A 21,208-nucleotide genomic window follows, 5' to 3' on the forward strand; every position below is an offset into this window, starting at 1 on the left:
GGCGCTACCCATCTGACGCTGGCCGGCAACCGGACCAATCAGGCTGCGCGCGCCAACCCGCCCTTCGCATCCGCCGTGGTCGACAGATCGAACACATCCACCGCCTCGATCAACCGGTTCGCCTGCTGTTCCAGGCTGCGTGCCGCGGCGCTGGCTTCCTCCACCAGCGCAGCGTTCTGCTGGGTGGTGCCGTCCATCTGGATCACGGTCTGGCTGACCTGCTCGATGCCCGCGCTCTGTTCCTGCGAGGCGGCGGAAATCTCGGCCATGATGTCGGTCACGCGCTGCACCGAGGCCACGATCTCGGCCATGGTGTCACCGGCCTCACGCACGCGCTGTGCACCGTGCCCCACCTGTTCCACCGAGGCTTCGATCAGCGACTTGATCTCCTTCGCCGCCGCCGCCGAACGTTGCGCCAGCGTGCGGACCTCGCTGGCCACCACGGCGAAGCCGCGACCCTGCTCACCGGCGCGTGCCGCTTCAACCGCCGCGTTCAGCGCCAGGATGTTGGTCTGGAACGCGATGCCATCGATCACACTGATGATCTCGGCGATCTGCCGTGACGAGGTTTCGATCGCGCCCATCGTCGTCACCACCTGGCCGACCACGCTGCCGCCCTGCGAGGCGACCGCGTGCGCGCCGATCGCGAGCTGGTTGGCCTGGCGCGCGTGTTCGGCGTTCTGGCGCACGGTGGAGGTCAGTTCCTCCATCGATGCCGCCGTCTCTTCCAGGTTGGCGGCCTGCTGTTCGGTGCGGCGCGACAGATCATTGTTGCCGGCGGCGATCTCCGCGGCGGCGGTGTGGATGCTGCCGGAGGCGTGCTTGATGTCGGTGACGATGGTCGCCAGCTGCGCGGCGGTGGTATTGGCGTCGCCGGCGATGCGCGCGAATACACCCTGGAAATCACCGTGCATGCGCGCGCCGAGACGGCCATCGGCAATCGCGCGCAGCATGCTGGAAACCTCGCCCAGGTTCAGTTCGGTGGTCTGCATCAGGCGGTTCAGGCCGTCGACCATCGCGCGGAAATCATGTTCGAAGCGTGCGCTGTCGCCGCGCTGGCTGAAGTCACCGGCGGCAGCGGCTTCGGCCAGGCGGCGGATCTCGCCGTTGATCACGCCGAGATTGGCCTTGGCGGTATCCAATGCATTGGTGATCACGGCCTTTTCGCCGGGCAGTCGTTCCATGTCCTGGCTGAGGTCACCGACGGCGTAGCGGCCCATGATCGCAATCGCGCGCATCTTCACCTGGATGTGCGCATCCACCAGCGTGTTGCTGTCGGCCACCATGGTGCCGAACGCGCCGGGGAAGGCGCTGGCGTCCATGCGGTGGCTGATGGTGCCGGCCTCATGCGCCTGCGCCATCGTGGCCTGTGCATCCAGCACGCCGCGCAGCGTGGACTGCACCGCCTGCATGGCCTGCGCGAGGCGGCCGATCTCGTCGCGGCTGCGCACCTGCACCACGTGTTGCAGGTCGCCGGCAGCCACTGCACGTGCAGCGGCTTCCACCGCCAGTACCGGCTGCACCACCGCGCGCCGCAGCCACCAGGCCAGGCCCATCAGCAACAGCACCGCGGCCAGCACGGTCAGCGCTGCACACAGCAGCAGGGTCTGGCGTGCCTGCTGCGAGCGTGCCGTCACCGCCGCTTCGGCAACCTGCGTGGCGTGCGTGCTCAGCGCATCCAGTGCGGTCGCCACGGGGCGATCCTTTCCGCGCACGAGGTTGTCGCCGGCGGCGGGATCGTAGCCGGCCTCCGCAAATGCCTGCAGGGCGGCGTGATAGTCCTTCTGCAGCTGCGCGTGCAGGCCGATGAAGGCCTGTGCCAGATCACGCGTGCGCGCGTCCGGGCTGGTCACCAGGCCCTTGGCCAGCTGCTCGACCAGTCGGCCCTCGCTGTCGAAGGCATCCAGATGGCGCTGGCGCAGCGCATCGTCGCGGCCGCGCAGCAATACGTTCTTCCATTCCTGCACCTGGCCGCGGAACTCGCGTTGCAGGCGTTCTGCATCGCGGCTGTGCGCGACTTCGGGTGGAACTTCGGTGGACAGCTTCAACCAAGCGGAGGCCAGGCCCGCCAGTGCGGACAGCAGGACCACGGCCAGACCAACAGAAACCGCGCCGAGCAGCTTGGACTGCAGGCGCGGAGCACGGACAGACGCTTTCATGGAAGGGACTCTCGGGAAGGGGCAATGCGGTATCGACCCGTGCCCTGCACGTCTGAAGTGCGACAACGATCACATTCGCGTTCCGTTTAGCGATGTGAAGGAGATGTTTCATAGGACAAATGTGTCCATATGGAACGAATACGGACTCTCGACAGATGGTTTAAATGTAACTATTGTTGTTACATGAAATCAGCAAGCCCGCTTTCCGACGCCCTGCACGTGATGGCACATCTGGTGGGCCACGCTGCCCCGCGCACCTCCGAACAGCTGGCCGCGTGCCTGCCGACCCATCCGGTGGTGATCCGCCGCCTGCTGGCGCAGCTGCACAAGGCCGGGTTGGTGAACACCACGCGTGGCCATGGCGGTGGCAGCCAGCTGGCACGCGATGCCGCCACGATCACCCTGCACGACATCTATCTGGCCGTCGGGGCGCCTGCGCTGGTGCAGGTCGGCACGCGGAATGCCGGCCAGGGCTGCCCTATCCAGCAGCTGGTCAACAGCGCCCTGCTCGAAGGGGCGCGCGAAGCACAGCGCCTTCTCGAACAGCGGCTGCAGGCGACCACGCTGGACCAGCTCGGCGCCGACTTCGCCCGCCATCTCGCCCATCACCGTTCCCTGGAAGGTCATCATGAATCCTGATGTGCTCATCGTTGGCGGCAGCTATGCCGGCATTGCCGCCGGCCTGATCCTCGCCCGCGCCCGCCGCCCGGTCACGGTCATCGACGCCGGATTGCCGCGCAACCGCTTCGCCAGCCATTCGCATGGCGTGCTGGGGCTGGATGGCACCAGTGGCGCCGAGCTGCTGAAGACCGCGCGCCAGCAACTGCTGGACTACCCCAGCGTACGCTGGCTGCACGCCGAGGCCGTGCAGGCATCCGCCACCGCCGCGGGCGTCGAAGTGCACACCGCTGATGGCCAGGTGCTGGCTGCTCGCAAGCTGCTGCTGGCCAGTGGTATCACCGACCAGCTACCGGAACTGCCGGGGCTGGCCGAGCGCTGGGGCAGCACCGTGCTGCATTGTCCCTACTGCCATGGCTACGAAGTGGGTGGTGGCGCAATCGGTCTGCTTGGTGGGCACCCGATGTCCGCCAGCAAGGCGCCGCTGTTCGCCGATTGGGGAAATGTCACCTTCTTCAGCCAGGGCCTGCCGATCACCGATGAGGAGCGGGCCGCCATGCAGCAGCGCGGCGTGCAGATCGAGACCGCGCCGGTGCTGGGCGTGCAGGGCGACCAGCCGACCTGGCTGGAAGTGGAGTTGGCTGATGGCCGCCGCATCGCGCAACGCGCGCTGTTCGTGCCGGCCACGCAGACGATGGCGACGCCGCTGGTGCAGCAGCTGGGCTGCACCCTGGTGGAAAGCCCGCTGGGCGTGCTGATCGAGGTCGATGCGATGAAGCAGACCTCGCTGCCGAACGTGTACGCCGCCGGCGATGCAACCACAGTTGGCAACATCACCCTGGCTGCTGCCGAGGGCGTGCGTGCGGGCATCGGCGTGCACCACGCGCTGGTGACTGAAGACAGCGTGGCGCGCTGAACGTGTTCCGGTGGGTGCCGGCCTAGGCCGGCACCGCTCGGTTACCCCTTCACGCACAGCACCTGGCGCAGGGTGTGCACCACCTCGACCAGGTCCAGCTGCGCGGCCATCACATCGTCGATCGACTTGTACGCGGCCGGTGACTCATCCAGCACGCCGCTGTCCTTGCGGCATTCCACGTGCGCGGTGGCTTCGCGATGCTGGGCCAGCGTGATCTGCTGGCGCGCGGCGCCACGGCTCATCACCCGGCCGGCACCGTGGCTGCAGCTGTGGAAGCTGTCCGCGTTGCCCTTGCCACGCACGATGTAGCTGCGCGTGCCCATGCTGCCGGGAATGATGCCCAGCTCACCCTCGCGGGCACTGACGGCGCCCTTGCGTGTCACCAGCAGCTCCTGGCCGTGATGCGTTTCCTTCTGCACGTAGTTGTGGTGGCAGTTCACCGCCATCGCCGCCAGCTGGAACTTCGGCAAGCGGTGGCTCATCTCGGCCAGCACACGCGACATCATCGCCTCGCGGTTCTGCCGCGCGTAGTCCTGCGCCCACGACACCGCTTCAACGTAGTCATCGAACAGCGGCTCGCCTTCCATGAAGAACGCCAGGTCCTTGTCCGGCAGGTGGAAGCCCAGCACGCGCCGTGCCAGCTCCTCGCGCGCCTTCTCGATGAAGTAGGTGCCGATCAGGTTGCCGGTGCCGCGCGAGCCGCTGTGCAGCATCACCCACACCGTATCCGTCTCGTCCAGGCACAGTTCGATGAAGTGGTTGCCGCCGCCCAGCGTACCCAGCTGGCGGTCCAGCTTATCGGTGCGGATCCTGCGGTGCTTGTCCTTGATCTTCTCCAGGCCGTCGGCCAGCCCGGACTGCACCAACCGGGTGTGGATGCTGTCGGGCATGCGGCGATGCTCGCCGCCGCGCCCGTTGCCGACCGGGATGCTGCGCTCGATGCTGTTGCGCAGTTGCCGCAGGTCATCGGGCAGGTCGTTGGCGCGCAGCGTGGTACGCACCGCCGCCATGCCGCAGCCGATGTCGACGCCGACCGCGGCCGGAATGATCGCGCCACGGGTCGGAATCACCGAGCCCACGGTCGCGCCCTTGCCCAGGTGCACGTCCGGCATCACCGCCACCCACGGCCCGACGAACGGGATCGCGGCGATGTTGCGCAGCTGCTCGTGGGCCTGTGCCTCCAGCGGCACACCGTTGACCCAGCCCTTGATCGGCGTGGTGCCCTCGGCGTGCAGCCATTGATAGTTCTGTTGCGTGTCCATTGTCTTGTTGAATGTCCTTGATGGGCCGGCGGCGCGTCCCTGCGCCGCCGCGACCCCCTACCTGATCGTCACCAGCTGCTTCAGCACGCCATCCAGGCCGCCGAACACGGTGAGCTTGTCGATCTTCTCGGTGACCTTCTCCAGCGCCTCCAGCTCCTTCAAGCGCATCAGCACCGGGTTGTCCTCGATCAGCTTTGCGGTGTTGAGCTGCGAACGCGTGGCGTTGGCCTCCTCGCGGCGACGGATCACGCTGGCCTGGGCCTGCTTCTCGGCCAGCACCACGCCGTTGAGGATCTCCTTCATCTCGCCCGGCAGGATCACGTCCTTGATGCCCACGCCGAGCAGCCGCACGCCATGGCCCTCGATCGCCGCCTGCACATGGGCAGCGATCTCGCCGTCCAGTGCCGCCTTGTCGCCCAGCAGCTCGTCCAGGCTGCGTGCGGCGATCGCCTGGCGCAGGCCGAACTGCAGCTGCCGATAGATGAACTCATCGGCATTGCTCAGCGTGCGGTGTGCACGCACCGGGTCGACCACCTGCACGGTCGCGGCCAGATTCACTCGCAGGGTCACCTTGTCGCGGCTGAGCAGTTCCTGGCCGGACACGTCCAGCGAACGCGCACGCAGCTCCACGCGCTCCACCGACACGTTGCCGTTGAAGTTCCAGAACGCGTGCAGGCCAGCGTCCAGCGTCTGCCGCAGCGTGCCATCGATGAACAGCAGGCCGACCGACTCGCTCGGCACGGTGCTGATCACCGCGACACGCGGCAGCACGCCCAGCTGGCCCAGGCGCTGCTGCACGTCCAGCGGGATGCGCGGCTCGTCACCCAGCGCCATCACCCGTACCTGGGTGTCGACCGAACCGCGCCAGTACAGACGGCGGCTGCCCGGCGGCAGGACCTCGTCGATGCGGCCGTTGCGCAGCAACAGACCGACTTCGCCGGCGCCGACATTGGCCAGCACGAAGTGCGTGTCCAGCTGTGCGTCCAGCGCTTCGATCAGGCTGTCCTGGTCGCTGCCGGTGTAGGCCGCGCCCTTCGATGCGTTGTGGAGGTCCACGTGCGGCCGGCCGCCGAACGGCGACAGGCGGTGCACGCCCGGCAGCAGGATCTGCTGGAAACGACGGTTGCGATACACCAGGCCGCGCTCGCCGTCGCCGATCACGACCTTGATGGTCCAGAACATGGGAGTCTCTCCTTGTATGGCTCTGGTGGTCCGACCCGATGCGGATGAATCACCATGACCCGGGTCGATCAGGTCGTGGCGAGGCCGCCTGCACACCACGTGCAGGCGGCGGAAGAGGGCGGCCATCGGCGGACGGTCCGCGCGCGGAGCCTTCGGTGCGTCATCACCCTTGCGGCCATCGCTGCCGACAGACAGCACCGGAGCAGAGTGGGGCAGGTAGTGGTGACAGGCCGAGGCCCGGCGTGCGGTCCGTTGCCTTCCACGTTCCTGCCCGAAGGCAATGACGATGGACGGCGACGATGGCCGCTGGGGCTTGCGCCCCGGGTGTTGCTTCAAGTCATGACGTGACAGGTCATGTGGTTTGGAGTGGGAATCGAACCCACGACAGACGGATTACGGATCCGTTGCTCTGACCAAGCTGAGCTATCCAGTTGGGGACCGCGCGGAATCGAACCGCGTACCGGCGAACCGGTGCCTGCCTCCAGCAGGCGATCCAGGCGATGGCATGTCCGCGACCTCCGGCATACGCCACGGCAACGCCGCGCGCACCAGCCCGTGGTGGAAACGGGACCGTTGGAGAATCGAAGGTGCAGGCCACCGACATTATCGGCGAGCGATAATGTTTGGGTGCGATGCAGATAATGTCCAGGCGCTGCCGGTCGCGCGAAGTAAATCCTCCGGCGGGGCGGAAAACCTGGGTCAGTGAGCGGCGGGTTGCCGCGCGGGGTGCAGTTCTGGCATCGCGGGTCCTTGTGCCGACGCAAACGAAAACGCCCCCGGGACTTGCGTTCCGAGGGCGTCGTCAGGCCTCGGAGATCGGGGTGGCCGATCTCCGCAGGGCGGGTATCAGGCCGTTGTCAGCTGGTCTTCCTTGCCGAACGCGCGCGCCAGCACGTCCATGCGCAGGCATGGCAGTAGTTTGGCGGTGGCGACGGAATGCGCGTTCAAGGGAGTTTTCCAGTGGTCGTTGAAACGAGGTGCGCACGATAAACCACGATTTAGTCGCGCGCAACTATTTTGTTCAATTATTTTCTTCGCTGTTGTGCAATGCCGGCCAGCGGCCGGCACTACAACTCAGGCTTCCGCGCTGGCGGCATCCAGCTGCGCGACGTCCTGCACGCTCAACGACAGGTTGGCCGCTGCCAGCAGATCGTGCAGCTGTTCGACGGTGGTGGCGCTGACGATCGGCGCAGTGATCGACGGCCGCGCGATCTGCCACGCCAGCGCGATCTGTGCGGCGCTGGCGCCGTGCTTGCTGGCCACGTCATCCAGCGCCTGCAGGATGCGCAGGCCGCGCGGGTTCAGATAGCGCTTCACTACGTTCTCGCCACGCGCCGGGCTCTTGGCTGCATCGGCCGGCGTGCGGTACTTGCCGCTGAGGAAGCCACTGGCCAGCGCGTAGTAGCCGATCACGCCGATCTGCTCGCGCTGCACCAGCGGTTCCAGTTCCTTTTCGTAGCCGGCGCGGTCATACAGGTTGTACTCCGGCTGCAGGGTTTCGTAACGCGGCAGCTTGTAGTCGGTGGACACCTTCAGCGCATCGGCCAGGCGCGTGGCGCTGTAGTTTGAGGCACCGATCGCACGTACCTTGCCGGCTTCGATCAGGCGGCCGAACGCAGCCAGCGTGGCTTCCAGCGGCGTCGACTCGTCATCCTCGTGGGCCTGGTACAGATCGATCACGTCGGTCTGCAGGCGGCGCAGCGAATCCTCGACCGCCGCAGTGATGTTGTCCGGGGTCAGGCCGGGGCGTTCGGCCCACTTGGCCACCTTGGTCGCCAGCACCACCTTGTCACGCTTGCCGCTGCGCGCGAACCACTTGCCGATCAGTGTTTCCGATTCGCCGCCGGCGTTGCCCGGCACCCAGGCCGAGTACACATCGGCGGTGTCGACCAGATTGAAACCGGCGTCGACGAAGGCATCGAGCAGGGCGAAGCTGGCCTTCTCATCGGCGCTCCAGCCGAACACGTTGCCACCGAAGGCGAGCGGACGTACATGCAGGCCGGAACGGCCCAGTTCGCGGGTTGCCGTCATGGGCACGGACTCCTTGGGGGAAGTGCTCCAGAATAGAACGCGATGTGTGACCGTGCTGCGGCGACGACCACAAAACAGTGTTCCGCGGCGCGCACGCCGCTAACGTTTTGTGAACACCTGGGACGCTGTGACTGCTAGTCTCGCCGCATCTTCCGCTGGAGTCGTCCCGATGATGCCTGCTTCGTCCCTGCGTGGTTGCCGACTGCTGCTTGCTTCGGCCCTGCTTGCTGCTGTTCCCGCGTTCGCCGCACCGGCCACGGTCGCGCCGGCGAAGATCGAGGTCTCGCCGGCCATCGACGCGGCGGTGAAGGCGCCCACCCGCGATGCCAACAACGTCAAGCGCGATGGCTTCCGTCATCCGGCGCAGACGCTGTCGTTCTTCAGGGTGGCTCCGGAAAAGACCGTCATCGAGATCACCCCCGGCAACGGCTGGTACTCGGAGATCCTGGCGCCGCTGCTGCATGACAGGGGTCATTACGTCGCCGCCGTGGTCGACCCGATGGCCGTAACCGAAGGCCGCGGCCGTGACTACCAGCAGCGCAGCCGCGACAGCCTGGAAAAGAAGTACGCCGGCGCACCGGCGCAGTTCGGCAAGACTGCCGTGGTCGCCTACGATCCGGCCAAGCCGGTGTTCGGCCCGGCCAATTCAGCCGACGTGGTGCTGACCTTCCGCAACGTGCACAACTGGCGCAAGGCCGGCCAGGCGCAGGGCATGTTCCAGGGCTTCTTCAACGTGCTCAAGCCGGGCGGCGTGCTGGGCGTGGTCGAGCATCGCGCCAAGGCCGATGTAGCCGACGACGATGACACCGGCTATGTCGGCCAGCAGCAGGTGATCGCGATGGCCGAGGCGGCTGGTTTCAAGCTGGATGCGCGCAGCGAGGTCAATGCCAACCCGCGCGACACCAAGGACCACCCGAACGGCGTGTGGACGCTGCCGCCGACCAACCAGCACGACAAGGCCGACGACGCGAAGTACCAGGCGATCGGCGAGAGCGATCGCATGACCCTGCGCTTCATCAAGCCGTAAATCGGCAGGGCCGGGCCACGCCCGGCGAGCGCAGCGGCGTGGCAATCGACGCAATGTGCATCCGCCGGGCATGGCCCGGCGCTACCATCCATGGAGTGGACTGTTGAAGAAAGTGTTCTACATCGCCGTGGCCGTGCTGGTGCTGGCGCGGCTGATTGATTTCGTGTTCTACGGTGGCCATGCCTACGACCTGGTGGCGACGGTGGGGTTTGCCGTGCTGTTCGCCGGTGCGCTGCTGGAGGAACGTGCGCGTGCCATGAATCCGCCACCGGTCCGCCTGCGGCGCCGGGCCAATGTCATCGCGGCGTGCGGCATCGCACTGGTGTTGGGTTCGTTCCTGCTGGAGTGGAAGGTCTTCGGCTGATCCCGCCGCAGCCTCGGCCAAAGCGGTGCCCGGCGAGCGAGCAGCGCGGCGTGGGACAATGCGCCATCTGCCGCCCGCCGTGCCCGCAATGCTGATTGCCTTCAACAAGCCCTTCAACGTGCTCTGCCAGTTCACCGACCGCAGCGTGCCGCCGCGGCCGACCCTGGCCGGGTTTGGCCTGCCGCCGCGCGTGTATGCCGCCGGCCGCCTGGACCATGACAGCGAGGGCCTGCTGCTGCTGACCGACAACGGTGCGCTGGCGCACAAGCTGACCGACCCGAAGCACAAGGCCGACAAGACGTACTGGGTGCAGGTGGAAGGCACCCCCAGCGACGAGCAGCTGCAGCGGCTGCGCGACGGCGTTGAGCTGAACGACGGGCCGACCCTGCCGGCGAAGATCGGGCGCCTCGATCCGGCGCCGTCGCTGTGGACGCGGGATCCGCCGGTACGCTTCCGCAAGACCGTGCCCGATGCCTGGCTGGCGATCACGATCCGCGAGGGCCGCAACCGCCAGGTGCGGCGGATGACCGCGGCGGTGAACCTGCCGACGCTGCGGCTGGTCCGCGTGTCGATGGGACCCTACCGGCTGGACGACCTGCAGCCGGGCCAGTGGCGGCAGATCGGTTGAAATGAAAAGGCCGGAGCCCTTCCTGCGGAAGGACCCCGGCCCTGGCAGCGGCCGACGATCTCAGGCGTCGCTGCCGATGTCGCTGTGCTCATCCACCACGGTGTCATTGCGGCGGTCACGTGCATTGATGCGCTGCGCCTGCCCATTCACCACGTGGCCATTGGCGGCCTTCTTCTTCTGCTGCTTGCGGTACAGCGCATAGCCGAGCAGGCCCACACCGACCGCAGCTGCGGCCACGGCCACTGCCGGATTGCGGCGCACGAACTTGGTCGCGGCCTTGCCGCCGGTCTTCACTGCGCCGAGGGCGGCGCCGGTCTTGATCCAGTCCGCATTGCGCAGGCTGCCACCGGCGCTCTTCAGGCCATCGCCGGCGGTGTGGGCCAGCTCCAGGGCGCGCTCCAGAGCGCGGTCGGTGATTACGGTCAGCTTGCTCATGCGGGGGTCCTTTGCCTCGGGTCGAAGTCCAGTGTCGCGTGTTGCCCGTAAACGGTATGTCAGTCGAGGCCGCACGTGGCGTGACTTTACCGCAGCCATTCAGGATCAGGCAGGGTCCGCAACCGGTGGTGCCGGCAGGGCCGGTCAGGTCCCGCGTGGCTTGGCCCGGTGCGTGGCCGTGGCCGTCCACGGGTCATCCGGCCACGGATGGCGCGGGTAGCGGCCCTTCATCTCCTTTTTCACTTCGGCGTAGGTGTTTTCCCAGAAGTTGCGCAGGTCCTGGGTGACCTGCAGCGGCCGGCCACCGGGCGACAGCAGGTGCAGGGTCAGCGGCACGCGCCCATCGGCGATGCGCGGCGTATCAGCCAGGCCGAACAGTTCCTGCAGCTTCACCGCCAGCACCGGCGGCAACGGCTCGCCACTTTCGCTGTCCAACGCGTAGGTGATCGGCCGTTCCAAGCCTGAAGGTACGGTGATGCGGGTCGGCGCATGGCGCTCGACCAGCTGCCGCTGCGACCACTCCAGCGGCGACTTCAGCGACTCGCCGAAGCTGGACTCGTCCAGCGCATCCAGACGGCTCTTGCCGGCGAACGCGGGCTGCAGCCACTGCGCACGGTTGGCCAGCAGGGCCGCGTCGCTGCAGTCGGGTAGATCCAGCTCCGGCATCCAGCGCCGCAGTGATTCCACCCGTGCCTGCCACTGGCGCAGGCCTTCGGTCCATGGCAGCGCCTGCAGGCCGAGCTCGGCCACCGCGTCAGTCAGCGCCTGCGCGGCGTGCTGCGGATCGACCCGGCCGGCCGAGCGGCTGTCCAGCACGATGCGGTCGAAACGGGTCTCGCGCAGGGCCACCAGGGCGCGGCGCTCGCTGTCCCAGCGGACCACATCCTCGGTGACGAAGCGCTCCGGCCACGCCTTGCGCAGCTGGCCTTCGTCCACCGGTGCGGCACGCAGCAGCAGCGCATCGCGTGCCTCGAAGCGAAGCTCGCTGGCCACCAGCCACGGTTCGCCACGCAGGTCGCTCAGTTCGTGCAGGCGCGCGCTGCGACCATTGGCCAGCAGGTAGCGCAATGGATCGCTGGGATGCTGGAAACCGATCCGATCGGGGAAGGCATGTGCGAGCAGGTCACCCAGTTCGTGGGCCTCGATGCTGGCGGGCGGCGCGGCATCACAGCGCAGGCGACGTCGCCACTGCTTGGCGGCCGCATCGATGGCGGCCAGACCGCTGCGGTTGGCGTCACCCGGTGCGCGGCCATTGCGGAACGCGGCCAGTGCGCGCCAGCGTGCCGCCAGCGCGTCACCGCCCTGGCGCAATGGGTCGCGCGCCTCCAGCAGGGCGGCCAGATCAGCGGCCAGCGCCTGCGCACGTGCATCGGGCGCCGCCAGCAGCATCGCCGCCATCCGCGGATGCGTGCCCAACGCCAGCACGCGCCGGCCAAGTGCGGTGATCGCACCGCTGCTGGACAGGGCGCCGAGCCGTTGCAGCAGTTCGCGTGCCGCGCCCATCGGGCCGGCCGGTGGCGGGTCGAGGAAGCGCAGGTCGCTGCTGCCCCAGGCCGCCAGTTCCAGTGCCAGTCCTGCCAGTTCCACCTGGTCGATCTCGGCGCGACGCTGTGGCTCCAACCGCTGCGACTGCGGCCACAACCGCCAGGCAACGCCCTCGGCCACGCGTCCGGCGCGGCCGGCGCGCTGGTCGGCCGACGCCTGCGCGATGGCCACCACGTCCAGCCGGGTAAAACCGCTGTTGGGGTCGTAGCGCGGTTCGCGTGCCTGGCCACTGTCGATCACCACGCGCACGCCGGGCAGGGTCACCGAGGATTCGGCCACGTTGGTGGCCAGCACCACGCGGCGGCGACCATCGCTGGCGGCCTGCAGCACGCGCGCCTGTTGTTCCACCGGCAGTTCACCGTGCAGCGCCAGCACTTCGACGCCGGCATCCAGTGATTCCTGCAGGCCAGTCTGCACCCGCGCGATCTCGCGCTGGCCGGGCAGGAACACCAGCAGGTCACCGGGGTGTTCGGCCAGGGCCTGCTGCACCGCGCGGCGCACCTGCAGTTCCAGCGCCTCATCGCGGCGCGCCGGGAAATGGCTGACCGTCACCGGGTAGCTGCGGCCTTCGCTGCTCAGCCGCGGCGCATCGAGGAAGCGTGCCAGCCGTTCGCCATCCAGCGTGGCCGACATCACCACCAGGCGCAGGTCGTCGCGCAGCTGTGCCTGCACGTCCAGCGCCAGTGCCAGGCCGAGATCACCGCTGAGATGGCGCTCATGGAATTCGTCGAACAGGATCGCACCGACCTCTTCCAGCATCGGGTCGTCCTGCAGCATGCGGGTCAGGATGCCTTCGGTGACGACTTCAATGCGGGTGCGCGCCGAGACCTTGTTCTCGAAGCGGATGCGATAGCCGACAGTGCCGCCCACCTCTTCACCGAGCTGCCGCGCCATGAACAGCGCGGCGCTGCGTGCGGCCACCCGGCGCGGCTCCAGCAGGATGATCTTCCGGCCCTGCAGCCACGGTGCATCGAGCAGCGTCAGCGGCACCTGGGTGGTCTTGCCGGCGCCGGGTGGGGCTTCCAGCACCAGCCGCGGCTGCGCGGCCAGGTGCTGCTGGATCTGTGGCAGCAGCGGGGAAATCGGGAAGAGCGGGGCGTTCATGTGCAAAGGATAAGGGGCCACGGTGGGCGCAGGTACAATGCGCGGGCACTTTTTCCCCACGATGACCATGCACCTGATCGATATCGGCGCCAACCTGACCCACGATTCCTTCGACCGCGACCGTGACGCCGTGCTGGACCGCGCGCGCCAGGCCGGCGTGGTGCAGATGGTCATCACCGGCGCCAGCCGCGAGCACTCGCCGTTGGCGGTGCAGCTGGCCCAGCAGCATCCGGGCTTCCTGTACGCAACGGCCGGCGTGCACCCGCATCACGCGGTGGAGTACACCGAGGAATGCGATGCCGAGATGCGCGCGCTGCATGCCCACCCGGAAGTAGTGGCGGTGGGGGAGTGTGGGCTGGACTACTTCCGTGATTTCTCGCCGCGCCCGGCCCAGCACCGCGCCTTCGAGCGACAGCTGCAGCTGGCCGCTGAGAATGGAAAGCCGCTGTTCCTGCACCAGCGCGATGCGCATGCCGATTTCATGGCACAGATGAAGAACTTCGAAGGCCGCATCGGCCCGGCGGTGGTGCATTGCTTCACCGGCGAACGCGACGAACTGTTCGACTACCTGGACCAGGACTGGTACATCGGCATCACCGGCTGGCTGTGTGACGAGCGCCGTGGCGCGCACCTGCGCGAACTGGTGAAGAACATCCCGGCCAACCGCCTGATGATCGAGACCGACGCGCCGTACCTGCTGCCGCGCACCCTGAAGCCGATGCCGAAGGATCGCCGCAACGAGCCGATGTTCCTCTCGCACATCGTGGAAGAGCTGGCGCGCGACCGTGGCGAGGACGTGGCGGTGACGGCGGTCAATGCCACGGCGGCCACGCGCACTTTCTTCCGGCTGCCCGACGCGGGTTGATCCGTAGAGCCGAGATCCTATGTTCGCGGTCAAGCCTGCTGGAAGCAGGCTTGACCCACTTTCAGCATGGCGGGGTCAAAGTCCCGACCGCTTTTAAAGACCCCCCAGGCGATCCTGGCCAGCTTTCTGGCCAGGATGTTAAAGCTGGCGGTACTGCTGTGACCACGTTCGCGGATGGCCGTATAAAGGGCTTTACCGCCTTTGGATCGGGTCAGGCCCATGGCCGCCATGTAGAGGATCTGGCGCAGGCTGGCGTTGCCACGCTTGGACAGGCGCCGTCTGCCGATCCGCGCACCGGATTCGTTGGGTCGCGGATCCAGACCGCTGCAGGCAATCCAAGCGTCTGAGCTGGTCAAGGGCCAGCGCGTGATGTGATGGGTGATAAAGGCCGCAACCGTCGGTCCGATCCCCGGGATGGTCATGATCCGCCGATACAGGTCGCGCTGTTCGCCGCTGCGGCACAGTTGCTGAATCTGTTGGTCGAGCATGGCAATGGCCTCTTTCAGACCACCGAAGATGCGCCCAAAGATGGCCGACTCCGACGCTCCCGCGCCTAGCGAGAGATTCAACTTCGCCTTGCTCCGGACCAGGCTGTCGCGTTGCTGGAGTAGCACATGCAGCTGCTCCTGCGCAGGTGAACGGGCGACATGCTCATGCAGATTGTCGGCCTCCTTAGCGATGTAACGGGCGATAACCTGCGCGTCACCTGAGTCGGTTTTGCCGCGGCAGGCCACGCCCTTGGCGTAATGTTTGATGTCGCGCGGATTGAGCACAAAGACGGCGTGACCGGCCTTCTGGGCAGCCTGAACCACAAGCTCGTGGTAGCGATTGGTTGCCTCCACTCCAATGCGAGATCTGGCCGGCAGGGCGGACACCCACTTAGTGATGGCCGACGCTGAATTGGTGATGCGGGCGCTGCCCTTGGTGCCGTGATGGGCCACCACAAGGGTCTTTGAATCGGCATCGATGCCGAAGGCCAAACGATCTGACATCTGCGCAACTCCCAGCTATTGTTGAGGGGCTGGGGTGGTACCGCACCACGTTGGCTTGCCTACATCGGCGGTCCTCAAAGGCCGCTAGATCCCTTATCGACGTTAAGGTGCGGGATGGGGATCGCTCGGCTCGTCTGTCGGCTGGTACCCGCAGATATCATGTTGACGGTCCCTCCACCCTAGCTCCTACATACCTCGTAGGAGCCGGGAGGAACATACAAGCCCATGCTCGGCTTATCGCGCGCAGCGCGAAAGACGCAAAGAGCAGCCGAGCATGGGCTCGGCTCTACAAAACGCTGTCCGGTAGCGCCGGGCCATGCCCGGCGAGCGAAGCGGCCAGCGCCTGCAGTCCTTCCCGATACGTCGGAAACCGCGGTGCCCACCCCAGCGCCGCACGCGTGCCACGACTGTCGATGCGCTTGTTGCTCTGGTAGAAGCGCTGCAGCGTCGGGCTCAGCGCTGGATCGTCCCAGGCCACGGCCGGCGGCATCGCAAGCCCGCCCAGCTGCGCGGCGAAGGCCAGCACATCCTGTGGTGGTGCCGGTTCGTCGTCGGCCGGCAGGTATAGCCCCTCCACGCACGGCCGCTGCATCGACGCGATAACGACCGTTGCCAGGTCATCCACGTGCAGCCGGTTGAACACCAGCCCAGGGCGCACTACGTGGCGGGCGCGTGCCTGCGCCAGCTGCAGCAGCACATTGCGCCCCGGCCCGTACAGGCCAGGCAGGCGGAACACCGCCGAGGCGATGCCGCGTTGTCCGGCCAGCGCGCGCCACTGGGCTTCCGCGAGCAGGCGCTGCACACCGACGGCCCCGGTGGCATCTGCGTCGCTGGTTTCGTCGATCCAACCGCCAGCGCGGTCGGCATACACCGAGGTGGACGACAGATAACCGACCCAGCGCAGTGCCGGGCTGGCCAACAGCGCGGGCAGCAGCAGGCGCAAGGCAGGATCGCCCTCGGCATCGGGCGGCACGCTGCACAGCACGGCCTCGGCGTGTGCGATCTCCTCGAGCAGGGCCGGCGAAGGCGAGGCGTCAGCCTGCAACCGGTGCCGACGCAGGCCATCGCCGGGGGCCGCTGCCGGATCGCGTACTGTTCCCGCAACCTGCACGCCGCGCGCCCGCAGCTGCGCGGCCAACACGCGGCCACTCCAGCCCAGGCCGAGGATCAGCACCCGCGCCGGCAGCGCGCCCGCCTGCAGCGCGAGGCTCACGCGCCGCGCTGGGCCTGATAGGCCTGCAGGCTGCTGTACGCCACCTGCAGCAGCAGGCCTTCCTGGTCGGCTTTGCGCGCACGCACCAGCATGTCGCCGACGATCTGTTCGGCCTCCACCTGCTGGCCAGCCTCCAGATCACGCAGCATCGATGCCTTCAACGCCGAGCCCGCCTGGGTGAGGGTGCCGCGTGCGGTGTCCTGCGCGGCATCGGGAATCGGCTCACCGGCCGCTTCGGCCACGGCCAGGCATTCGTCGTACAGGCCGCGCACGATCGCCTCGCCATCATCGGTGGCGACGATGGTGCCGATGTCCGCGCGCAGCAGGCAGGTGGCGGCGGCCAGTGCGGTCAGGAAGGTGTACTTGATCCACTGCTCCTGACCGATGCGCTCGCTGGCCAGGTGGTCGAGGTTGGCCTGTGCGCAGGCAGCAGCGAAGGCACGCACTCGCGCGGAGATCGCGCCACCATCGCGCTCGCCGAAGGTGAGCTTGGCTGGCTTGCCCAGATGCAGCACGGCGCCGTCAGCGGCCTTGGTGGCGCTGATGAAGCACAGGCCGCCGAGCACCGCCTCGCGGCCGAAGCGCAGATCCAGCGCGTCGTAGTGATGCAGGCCGTTGAGGATCGGCAGTACGGTGGTGTTCGCGCCCACGGCCGGAGCAATGGCGTCGATCGAGCTGTCCAGGTCGTAGGCCTTGCAGCTGAGGATGACCAGATCGAACGGCTTCTGCGCGGCCAATGCGGGCAGCGTATCGGCGGTGACGTGCTGCACCGGGAAGCGGGCGTCGCCGAGCGGGCTGCGGATGACCAGGCCGTCGCGGTCCAGCTGGGCGGCGCGTGCGGGGCGGACGAGGAAGGTCACGTCCACGCCGGCCTGGGCCAGGCGACCACCGAAGTAACCGCCGGTACCGCCGGCGCCAAGGATCAGGATGCGCATTGCAGGTTCACCGTGTTCTGGGGGAATCATGAGTCCGATTGTGCCGGAGAATGCGGCCAACGGCGGTGCCCCCGTGGTGGTTCGCGGAAAGCACTGTTCATCGGGGTTGGCCGGGCGCGGCCACCACGGGAAGCAGATCAAGAGCGGAAGCGGGTCGTTCGCTGCGCTCGTTCGTGTAGAGCGGTGCTCAGGGCAGCTGTTCGCTGAAGTCCTCGGTGTATCCCAATAGAAGCGTGGTTCGGGTGGCCAGCGTTGCAGCCAGTTGTGACCAGATGTCGTGCGTTCCGGCAGCGTAGACACGCTGCAGGTCAGCGACCAACGCGTTTGCCTCTGCTGGCGATGGCGCGCTGTCGCGCTGGAAGCCCAGCCACGATGCGCCGAGTCCGAACAGGCGGTAGTCGTAGCGCTCCTGCAGGTGCCGTATCAGGGCGTGGTTCTGGAAGATGTCCCAGTCCGCGCTGAAGTAGCCGTTGGGCAGGGCGGCGATCAGCAGGTCATCGCGGTCCACCGGCACCTGCTGTACGCAGACCGCTTCGTCGACGATGAGGTCGGGTGCGGCATTGGCCGTGACCAGCGTCTCGATGTCTGCGTCATTGCACAGCAAGGTACCCGGCAGGGTGGTCCATTCCAGCCGATGGAAGGAGTGCTCCAGCTGCGCGATGACATGCGCCAGCAACCGCTCGCGTGCCGCCAACGCATCTTCGGGGGGCGCCGGGTCTTCGTCCTCGTACAGTGCGATGCGCGCGTCGTCGGACGCGTGCATGCTGGTGTAACGGCACTGACCGACATCGTCGAGCGTGCACAGATAGCGATGGCGGGGATTGGCCACGTGCAGCGACGCCAGGCAATCCAGTACCTCATCCAATGTGGGCGAATCGCCCAGCACCACATGGCTGAAGGCATCGATGGGGCCGTCCGACACGGCCTTGTCCAACGGAATGGAAGTGATCTTCATCGCCACAGCCTAGCCGCAATCCCAGACGAAAAGCGCCGAGCATCGGCTTGGAACGCTTCATCCACGCATGGCGTGGATCCATCGTGTCGACCAAGGTCGACACCTACCGACGGAAGGAAACTATCAGGGGTGAGACGGTGTGGGGATGCAGGACCGTTGGCGCCATGGATGGCGCCATCGAGCCCCCACGGACGGGTTTACGGCGTGTCCTGCATCCCCACACCGTCCCGCCCAACTCATGCTGCTTCCGCCTTGTCTGTCGGCGGCCAGCGGCCGGCACTACTCAGCGGGTGCAGGGCCGCAGGCCCTGCACGCAAAACTCAGCTGCGCATGCCCACGCCACGGCGCAGCAGCCACAGCGCCAGCGCCGTCAGCACCACCACGAAGCCGATCATCAGGCCGTACGCCACCGGCAGCGGCACATCGCTGCTGCCCAGCAGGCCATAGCGGAACGCATTGACCATGTAGAAGATCGGGTTCGCATGCGTGGCTGCTTCGGCCCAGCCCGGCAGCAGCTTCACCGAATAGAACACGCCACCCAGGTAGGTCAGCGGGGTCAGGATGAAGGTCGGCACGATCGCCACGTCGTCGAACTTCTTCGCATACACCGCATTGATGAAACCGGCCAGCGAGAAGATCGTCGCGCCCAGAATCACTGTGGTCAGCATCACCAGCGGGTGCGGGATGCGCACCGGGGTGAAGAACATCGCGATGATCAGCACGATCACGCCCACCATCAGGCCGCGCAGCACGGCGCCGGCCACGTAGCCCCACAGGATCACCCAGTTCGGCATCGGGCTGACCAGCAGTTCTTCCACGTGGCGACCGAACTTGGCGCCGAAGAACGAGGAGCTGATGTTGCCGTAGCTGTTCTGGATCACGCTCATCATCACCAGGCCCGGCACGATGAACTGCATATAGGTGTAGCCACCCATGTCACCCACGCGCGACCCGATCAGGTTGCCGAAGATCAGGAAGTACAGGGTCATGGTGATCGCCGGCGGCACCAGGGTCTGGCCCCAGATGCGCATGATGCGGGCGACTTCGCGGCGCACGATGGTCAGCAGCGCGACGCGGTTGCGCTGGCCGTCGGTCAGCTCGGTGGTGCTCATGCGGAAGTCTCCAGGTTGCCAGTGAGGCGCACGAACAGCTCCTCCAGGCGGTTGCTCTTGGTACGCATCGAACGCACGCGGATGCCGGCCTCGTTGAGCGTGGCGAACACGCGGTTGAGGTCCATTGCGCGTGGCATGTCGATGTCCAGCGTGTGCGGGTCCGGCGCGGTCAGCGTCGCGCCTTCGATCACCGGCAGCTGCGCCGGCAGCTCACCGTCGATGTCCAGCAGGAAGCCTTCCACGTCCAGCTTGGCCAGCAGGGCGCGCATCGGCCCCTGCTCGACGATCTGCCCATGGTTGATGATCGCCAGGTGGCGGCACAGGTACTCGGCTTCTTCCAGGTAATGGGTGGTGAGGATGATCGTGGTGCCGGCCGCATTGATCTCCTTCAGCACCCGCCACATGTCGCGACGGATCTCGATGTCCACGCCGGCGGTTGGCTCGTCCAGGATCAGCAGGCGCGGGCGGGTCATCATCGCGCGGGCGATCATCAGCCGGCGCTTCATGCCGCCGGACAGCGTGCGGCTCATCACCTGGGCCTTCTCCCACAGGTGCGCGCGCTTCAGCTCCTCTTCGGCGCGCTGTTCCGCTTCCTCGCGCGGCACGCCATAGAAGCCGGCGTAGTTCACCAGGATGTCGAAGGGCTTCTCGAACAGGTTGAAGTTGATTTCCTGCGGCACCAGCCCGATCAGGCGCATGGTGGCGCTGCGGTTGCGCACCAGGTCGCTGCCGAACACTTCCACCTGGCCCTCGCTGAGGTTGACCAGGGAGCTGATGATGCCGATCAGGGTCGACTTGCCGGCGCCGTTGGGGCCGAGCAGGGCGAAGAAATCGCCCGGGGCCACTTCCAGGGAAACCCCCTTCAGGGCCTGGGTGCCGTTGTCGTAGGTCTTGCGCAGGTCGCGCACGCGCAGGGCGGGCGCCATATCGTTCTGGGATGCCAAGCTCGAAGCCTTCGCGCCCATGGGCTGGCGCTGGAGAGGGGCGGGGAGGGGCTATTATAGAAGACCCCGAGGGCTTGCCCCGGCTACACACTGTCCCGAAAAGTCGTGCCTGTTCAATTCCCCCTCAAGCTGGTCGGCTGCCGCATGCTGGCCCCGACCGTCGGCCACTACCAGTTCGTGCGTGACGATGGGCAGCCGCTGGATTTCCAGCCCGGGCAGTTCATCCAGGTCCATTTCAGCTACGCCGACGGCACTGAAACCAAGCGCAGCTACTCGCTGGCGACCATCCACGACCATGCGCTGGGCCCGGGCGAGGCGGTGGATATCGCGGTCAGTTTCGTGCCCGGTGGCGCCGCCACGGCCCTGTTCGAGGCGCTGGAGCCGGGCGGCCAGATCAGTGCGTCCGGCCCCTATGGCCGGTTCTGCCTGAATCCCGGCGACCACAACGCCCGCTACCTGCTGATCGCCACCGGCACCGGCGTCACCCCGTACCGCTCGATGCTGCCGCTGCTGGAAACGGCGATGGCCGAACGGGGCGTGCAGATCGTGCTGCTGCAGGGCGCGCGCAGCCCGGGTGAGCTGCTGTACAGCGAAGATTTCTACAGCTTCGCCGAAAAGCACCCGAACTTCCGTTATGTTCCGTGCCTGTCGCGCGAACTGCCGGCTGATCCTCACCCGGACGTGCAGCACGGCTACGTGCAGCAGGCGCTGGCCGGCTTCACGCCGGACCCGGCCACCGACATCGCCTACCTGTGCGGCAACCCGGACATGGTCGATGCCTGCGCCGAGCTGCTGAAGGCCGCCGGCCTGGGCAACCCGCAGATCCGCCGCGAGAAGTACGTCAGCAGCAAGTAGGCGGGGCGTGCCGGCCGCTGGCCGGCATTCCCTGAACCGGAGGCGGCATCACGCCGCCCCCGGTCG

General features: G+C 67.1%; 19 protein-coding genes and 1 tRNA gene. 7 read left to right on the plus strand and 13 right to left on the minus strand.

The window, feature by feature from the left end:
- Positions 1–38: 38 nt before the first annotated feature.
- Entirely contained in the window at positions 39–2,159 is a 2,121-nt protein-coding gene (locus tag RI032_RS09625; RefSeq protein WP_322548188.1) for a methyl-accepting chemotaxis protein, read from the minus strand.
- 183 nt (positions 2,160–2,342) lie between these two features.
- On the opposite strand from RI032_RS09625, the gene RI032_RS09630 reads away from it, so the two are divergent.
- Positions 2,343–2,798 (plus strand): Rrf2 family transcriptional regulator, encoded by a 456-nt coding sequence (locus RI032_RS09630; protein ID WP_322548189.1) that lies wholly within the window; start codon positions 2,343–2,345, stop codon positions 2,796–2,798.
- Positions 2,788–3,693, plus strand: coding sequence for an NAD(P)/FAD-dependent oxidoreductase (locus RI032_RS09635; RefSeq protein WP_228354928.1), 906 nt, complete (start codon positions 2,788–2,790; stop codon positions 3,691–3,693). The genes RI032_RS09630 and RI032_RS09635 overlap by 11 nt, the downstream gene beginning before the upstream one ends.
- Positions 3,694–3,734: 41 nt before the next feature.
- Here RI032_RS09635 and RI032_RS09640 read toward each other — a convergent pair whose 3' ends face one another.
- The 4 genes from RI032_RS09640 to RI032_RS09655 all read right to left on the minus strand — a co-directional run bounded on the left by RI032_RS09640 (position 3,735) and on the right by RI032_RS09655 (position 8,168).
- Positions 3,735–4,955, minus strand: a complete 1,221-nt coding sequence (locus tag RI032_RS09640) for an RtcB family protein (RefSeq protein ID WP_322548190.1) — start codon at positions 4,953–4,955, stop codon at positions 3,735–3,737.
- Between the two features lie 57 nt (positions 4,956–5,012).
- On the minus strand, positions 5,013–6,137 hold the full coding sequence (locus RI032_RS09645) for a slipin family protein (RefSeq protein WP_071305572.1): 1,125 nt from the start codon (positions 6,135–6,137) through the stop codon (positions 5,013–5,015).
- 357 nt (positions 6,138–6,494) lie between these two features.
- Positions 6,495–6,568: transfer RNA gene (locus RI032_RS09650), tRNA-Thr, on the minus strand.
- A gap of 643 nt (positions 6,569–7,211) precedes the next feature.
- On the minus strand, positions 7,212–8,168 hold the full coding sequence (locus RI032_RS09655; protein ID WP_057504411.1) for an aldo/keto reductase: 957 nt from the start codon (positions 8,166–8,168) through the stop codon (positions 7,212–7,214).
- A 169-nt stretch (positions 8,169–8,337) separates the two neighbouring features.
- Here RI032_RS09655 and RI032_RS09660 point away from each other — a divergent pair, with 169 nt between their 5' ends.
- The 3 genes from RI032_RS09660 to RI032_RS09670 all read left to right on the plus strand — a co-directional run bounded on the left by RI032_RS09660 (position 8,338) and on the right by RI032_RS09670 (position 10,187).
- Entirely contained in the window at positions 8,338–9,195 is an 858-nt protein-coding gene (locus RI032_RS09660; RefSeq protein ID WP_322548191.1) for a class I SAM-dependent methyltransferase, read from the plus strand.
- A gap of 112 nt (positions 9,196–9,307) precedes the next feature.
- A complete protein-coding gene (locus RI032_RS09665; RefSeq protein WP_224329425.1) occupies positions 9,308–9,559 on the plus strand; it encodes a hypothetical protein in 252 nt (83 codons plus the stop codon).
- Between the two features lie 88 nt (positions 9,560–9,647).
- Positions 9,648–10,187, plus strand: coding sequence for a pseudouridine synthase (locus RI032_RS09670; protein WP_164192964.1), 540 nt, complete (start codon positions 9,648–9,650; stop codon positions 10,185–10,187).
- Between the two features lie 60 nt (positions 10,188–10,247).
- Here the strand turns inward: RI032_RS09670 and RI032_RS09675 are convergent, their stop codons facing one another.
- Together RI032_RS09675 and hrpB are read right to left on the minus strand one after the other, a co-directional pair.
- On the minus strand, positions 10,248–10,622 hold the full coding sequence (locus tag RI032_RS09675) for a hypothetical protein (RefSeq protein ID WP_049413103.1): 375 nt from the start codon (positions 10,620–10,622) through the stop codon (positions 10,248–10,250).
- A gap of 144 nt (positions 10,623–10,766) precedes the next feature.
- Positions 10,767–13,271 (minus strand): ATP-dependent helicase HrpB, encoded by a 2,505-nt coding sequence (gene hrpB, locus RI032_RS09680; protein ID WP_322548192.1) that lies wholly within the window; start codon positions 13,269–13,271, stop codon positions 10,767–10,769.
- 67 nt (positions 13,272–13,338) lie between these two features.
- Between hrpB and RI032_RS09685 the strand changes: the two genes are divergently transcribed.
- Entirely contained in the window at positions 13,339–14,136 is a 798-nt protein-coding gene (locus RI032_RS09685) for a TatD family hydrolase (protein WP_322548193.1), read from the plus strand.
- 29 nt (positions 14,137–14,165) lie between these two features.
- Here RI032_RS09685 and RI032_RS09690 read toward each other — a convergent pair whose 3' ends face one another.
- From RI032_RS09690 to RI032_RS09715, 6 genes are all read right to left on the minus strand, one after another.
- Positions 14,166–15,128: an IS110 family transposase gene (locus tag RI032_RS09690; protein ID WP_019336818.1), complete on the minus strand. Its 963-nt coding sequence runs from the start codon at positions 15,126–15,128 to the stop codon at positions 14,166–14,168.
- Positions 15,129–15,414: 286 nt separating this feature from the next.
- Positions 15,415–16,341 carry an NAD-dependent epimerase/dehydratase family protein gene (locus RI032_RS09695; RefSeq protein ID WP_322548194.1) on the minus strand — a complete coding sequence of 309 codons (927 nt, stop codon included), beginning with the start codon at positions 16,339–16,341 and terminating at the stop codon, positions 15,415–15,417.
- Positions 16,338–17,276 (minus strand): 2-dehydropantoate 2-reductase, encoded by a 939-nt coding sequence (panE, locus tag RI032_RS09700; RefSeq protein ID WP_191862672.1) that lies wholly within the window; start codon positions 17,274–17,276, stop codon positions 16,338–16,340. The genes RI032_RS09695 and panE overlap by 4 nt, the downstream gene beginning before the upstream one ends.
- A 187-nt stretch (positions 17,277–17,463) precedes the next feature.
- Positions 17,464–18,231, minus strand: coding sequence for a hypothetical protein (locus tag RI032_RS09705; protein WP_322548195.1), 768 nt, complete (start codon positions 18,229–18,231; stop codon positions 17,464–17,466).
- 320 nt (positions 18,232–18,551) lie between these two features.
- Positions 18,552–19,343, minus strand: coding sequence for an ABC transporter permease (locus RI032_RS09710; RefSeq protein WP_019336752.1), 792 nt, complete (start codon positions 19,341–19,343; stop codon positions 18,552–18,554).
- Positions 19,340–20,308, minus strand: a complete 969-nt coding sequence (locus RI032_RS09715; RefSeq protein WP_019336751.1) for an ABC transporter ATP-binding protein — start codon at positions 20,306–20,308, stop codon at positions 19,340–19,342. Before RI032_RS09715 ends, RI032_RS09710 begins: the two co-directional genes overlap by 4 nt.
- 84 nt (positions 20,309–20,392) lie before the next feature.
- Between RI032_RS09715 and RI032_RS09720 the strand changes: the two genes are divergently transcribed.
- Positions 20,393–21,142, plus strand: coding sequence for a ferredoxin--NADP reductase (locus RI032_RS09720; protein ID WP_100051388.1), 750 nt, complete (start codon positions 20,393–20,395; stop codon positions 21,140–21,142).
- Positions 21,143–21,208: the final 66 nt, after the last annotated feature.

It is taken from the genome of Stenotrophomonas geniculata (assembly GCF_034508895.1).
In the GTDB taxonomy this organism is placed as follows: Bacteria; Pseudomonadota; Gammaproteobacteria; order Xanthomonadales; family Xanthomonadaceae; genus Stenotrophomonas; species Stenotrophomonas geniculata.

Excerpts from the sequence above, each read along its gene's own strand:
- RI032_RS09625 (WP_322548188.1), bottom strand. The coding sequence starts at position 2,159 with ATGAAAGCGTCTGTCCGTGCTCCGCGCCTGCAGTCCAAGCTGCTCGGC.
- RI032_RS09630 (WP_322548189.1), top strand. The coding sequence starts at position 2,343 with ATGAAATCAGCAAGCCCGCTTTCCGACGCCCTGCACGTGATGGCACAT.
- RI032_RS09635 (WP_228354928.1), top strand. The coding sequence starts at position 2,788 with ATGAATCCTGATGTGCTCATCGTTGGCGGCAGCTATGCCGGCATTGCC.
- RI032_RS09640 (WP_322548190.1), bottom strand. The coding sequence starts at position 4,955 with ATGGACACGCAACAGAACTATCAATGGCTGCACGCCGAGGGCACCACG.
- RI032_RS09645 (WP_071305572.1), bottom strand. The coding sequence starts at position 6,137 with ATGTTCTGGACCATCAAGGTCGTGATCGGCGACGGCGAGCGCGGCCTG.
- RI032_RS09655 (WP_057504411.1), bottom strand. The coding sequence starts at position 8,168 with ATGACGGCAACCCGCGAACTGGGCCGTTCCGGCCTGCATGTACGTCCG.
- RI032_RS09660 (WP_322548191.1), top strand. The coding sequence starts at position 8,338 with ATGATGCCTGCTTCGTCCCTGCGTGGTTGCCGACTGCTGCTTGCTTCG.
- RI032_RS09670 (WP_164192964.1), top strand. The coding sequence starts at position 9,648 with ATGCTGATTGCCTTCAACAAGCCCTTCAACGTGCTCTGCCAGTTCACC.
- RI032_RS09675 (WP_049413103.1), bottom strand. The coding sequence starts at position 10,622 with ATGAGCAAGCTGACCGTAATCACCGACCGCGCTCTGGAGCGCGCCCTG.
- hrpB (WP_322548192.1), bottom strand. The coding sequence starts at position 13,271 with ATGAACGCCCCGCTCTTCCCGATTTCCCCGCTGCTGCCACAGATCCAG.
- RI032_RS09685 (WP_322548193.1), top strand. The coding sequence starts at position 13,339 with ATGCACCTGATCGATATCGGCGCCAACCTGACCCACGATTCCTTCGAC.
- RI032_RS09690 (WP_019336818.1), bottom strand. The coding sequence starts at position 15,128 with ATGTCAGATCGTTTGGCCTTCGGCATCGATGCCGATTCAAAGACCCTT.
- panE (WP_191862672.1), bottom strand. The coding sequence starts at position 17,276 with ATGCGCATCCTGATCCTTGGCGCCGGCGGTACCGGCGGTTACTTCGGT.
- RI032_RS09705 (WP_322548195.1), bottom strand. The coding sequence starts at position 18,231 with ATGAAGATCACTTCCATTCCGTTGGACAAGGCCGTGTCGGACGGCCCC.
- RI032_RS09710 (WP_019336752.1), bottom strand. The coding sequence starts at position 19,343 with ATGAGCACCACCGAGCTGACCGACGGCCAGCGCAACCGCGTCGCGCTG.
- RI032_RS09715 (WP_019336751.1), bottom strand. The coding sequence starts at position 20,308 with ATGGGCGCGAAGGCTTCGAGCTTGGCATCCCAGAACGATATGGCGCCC.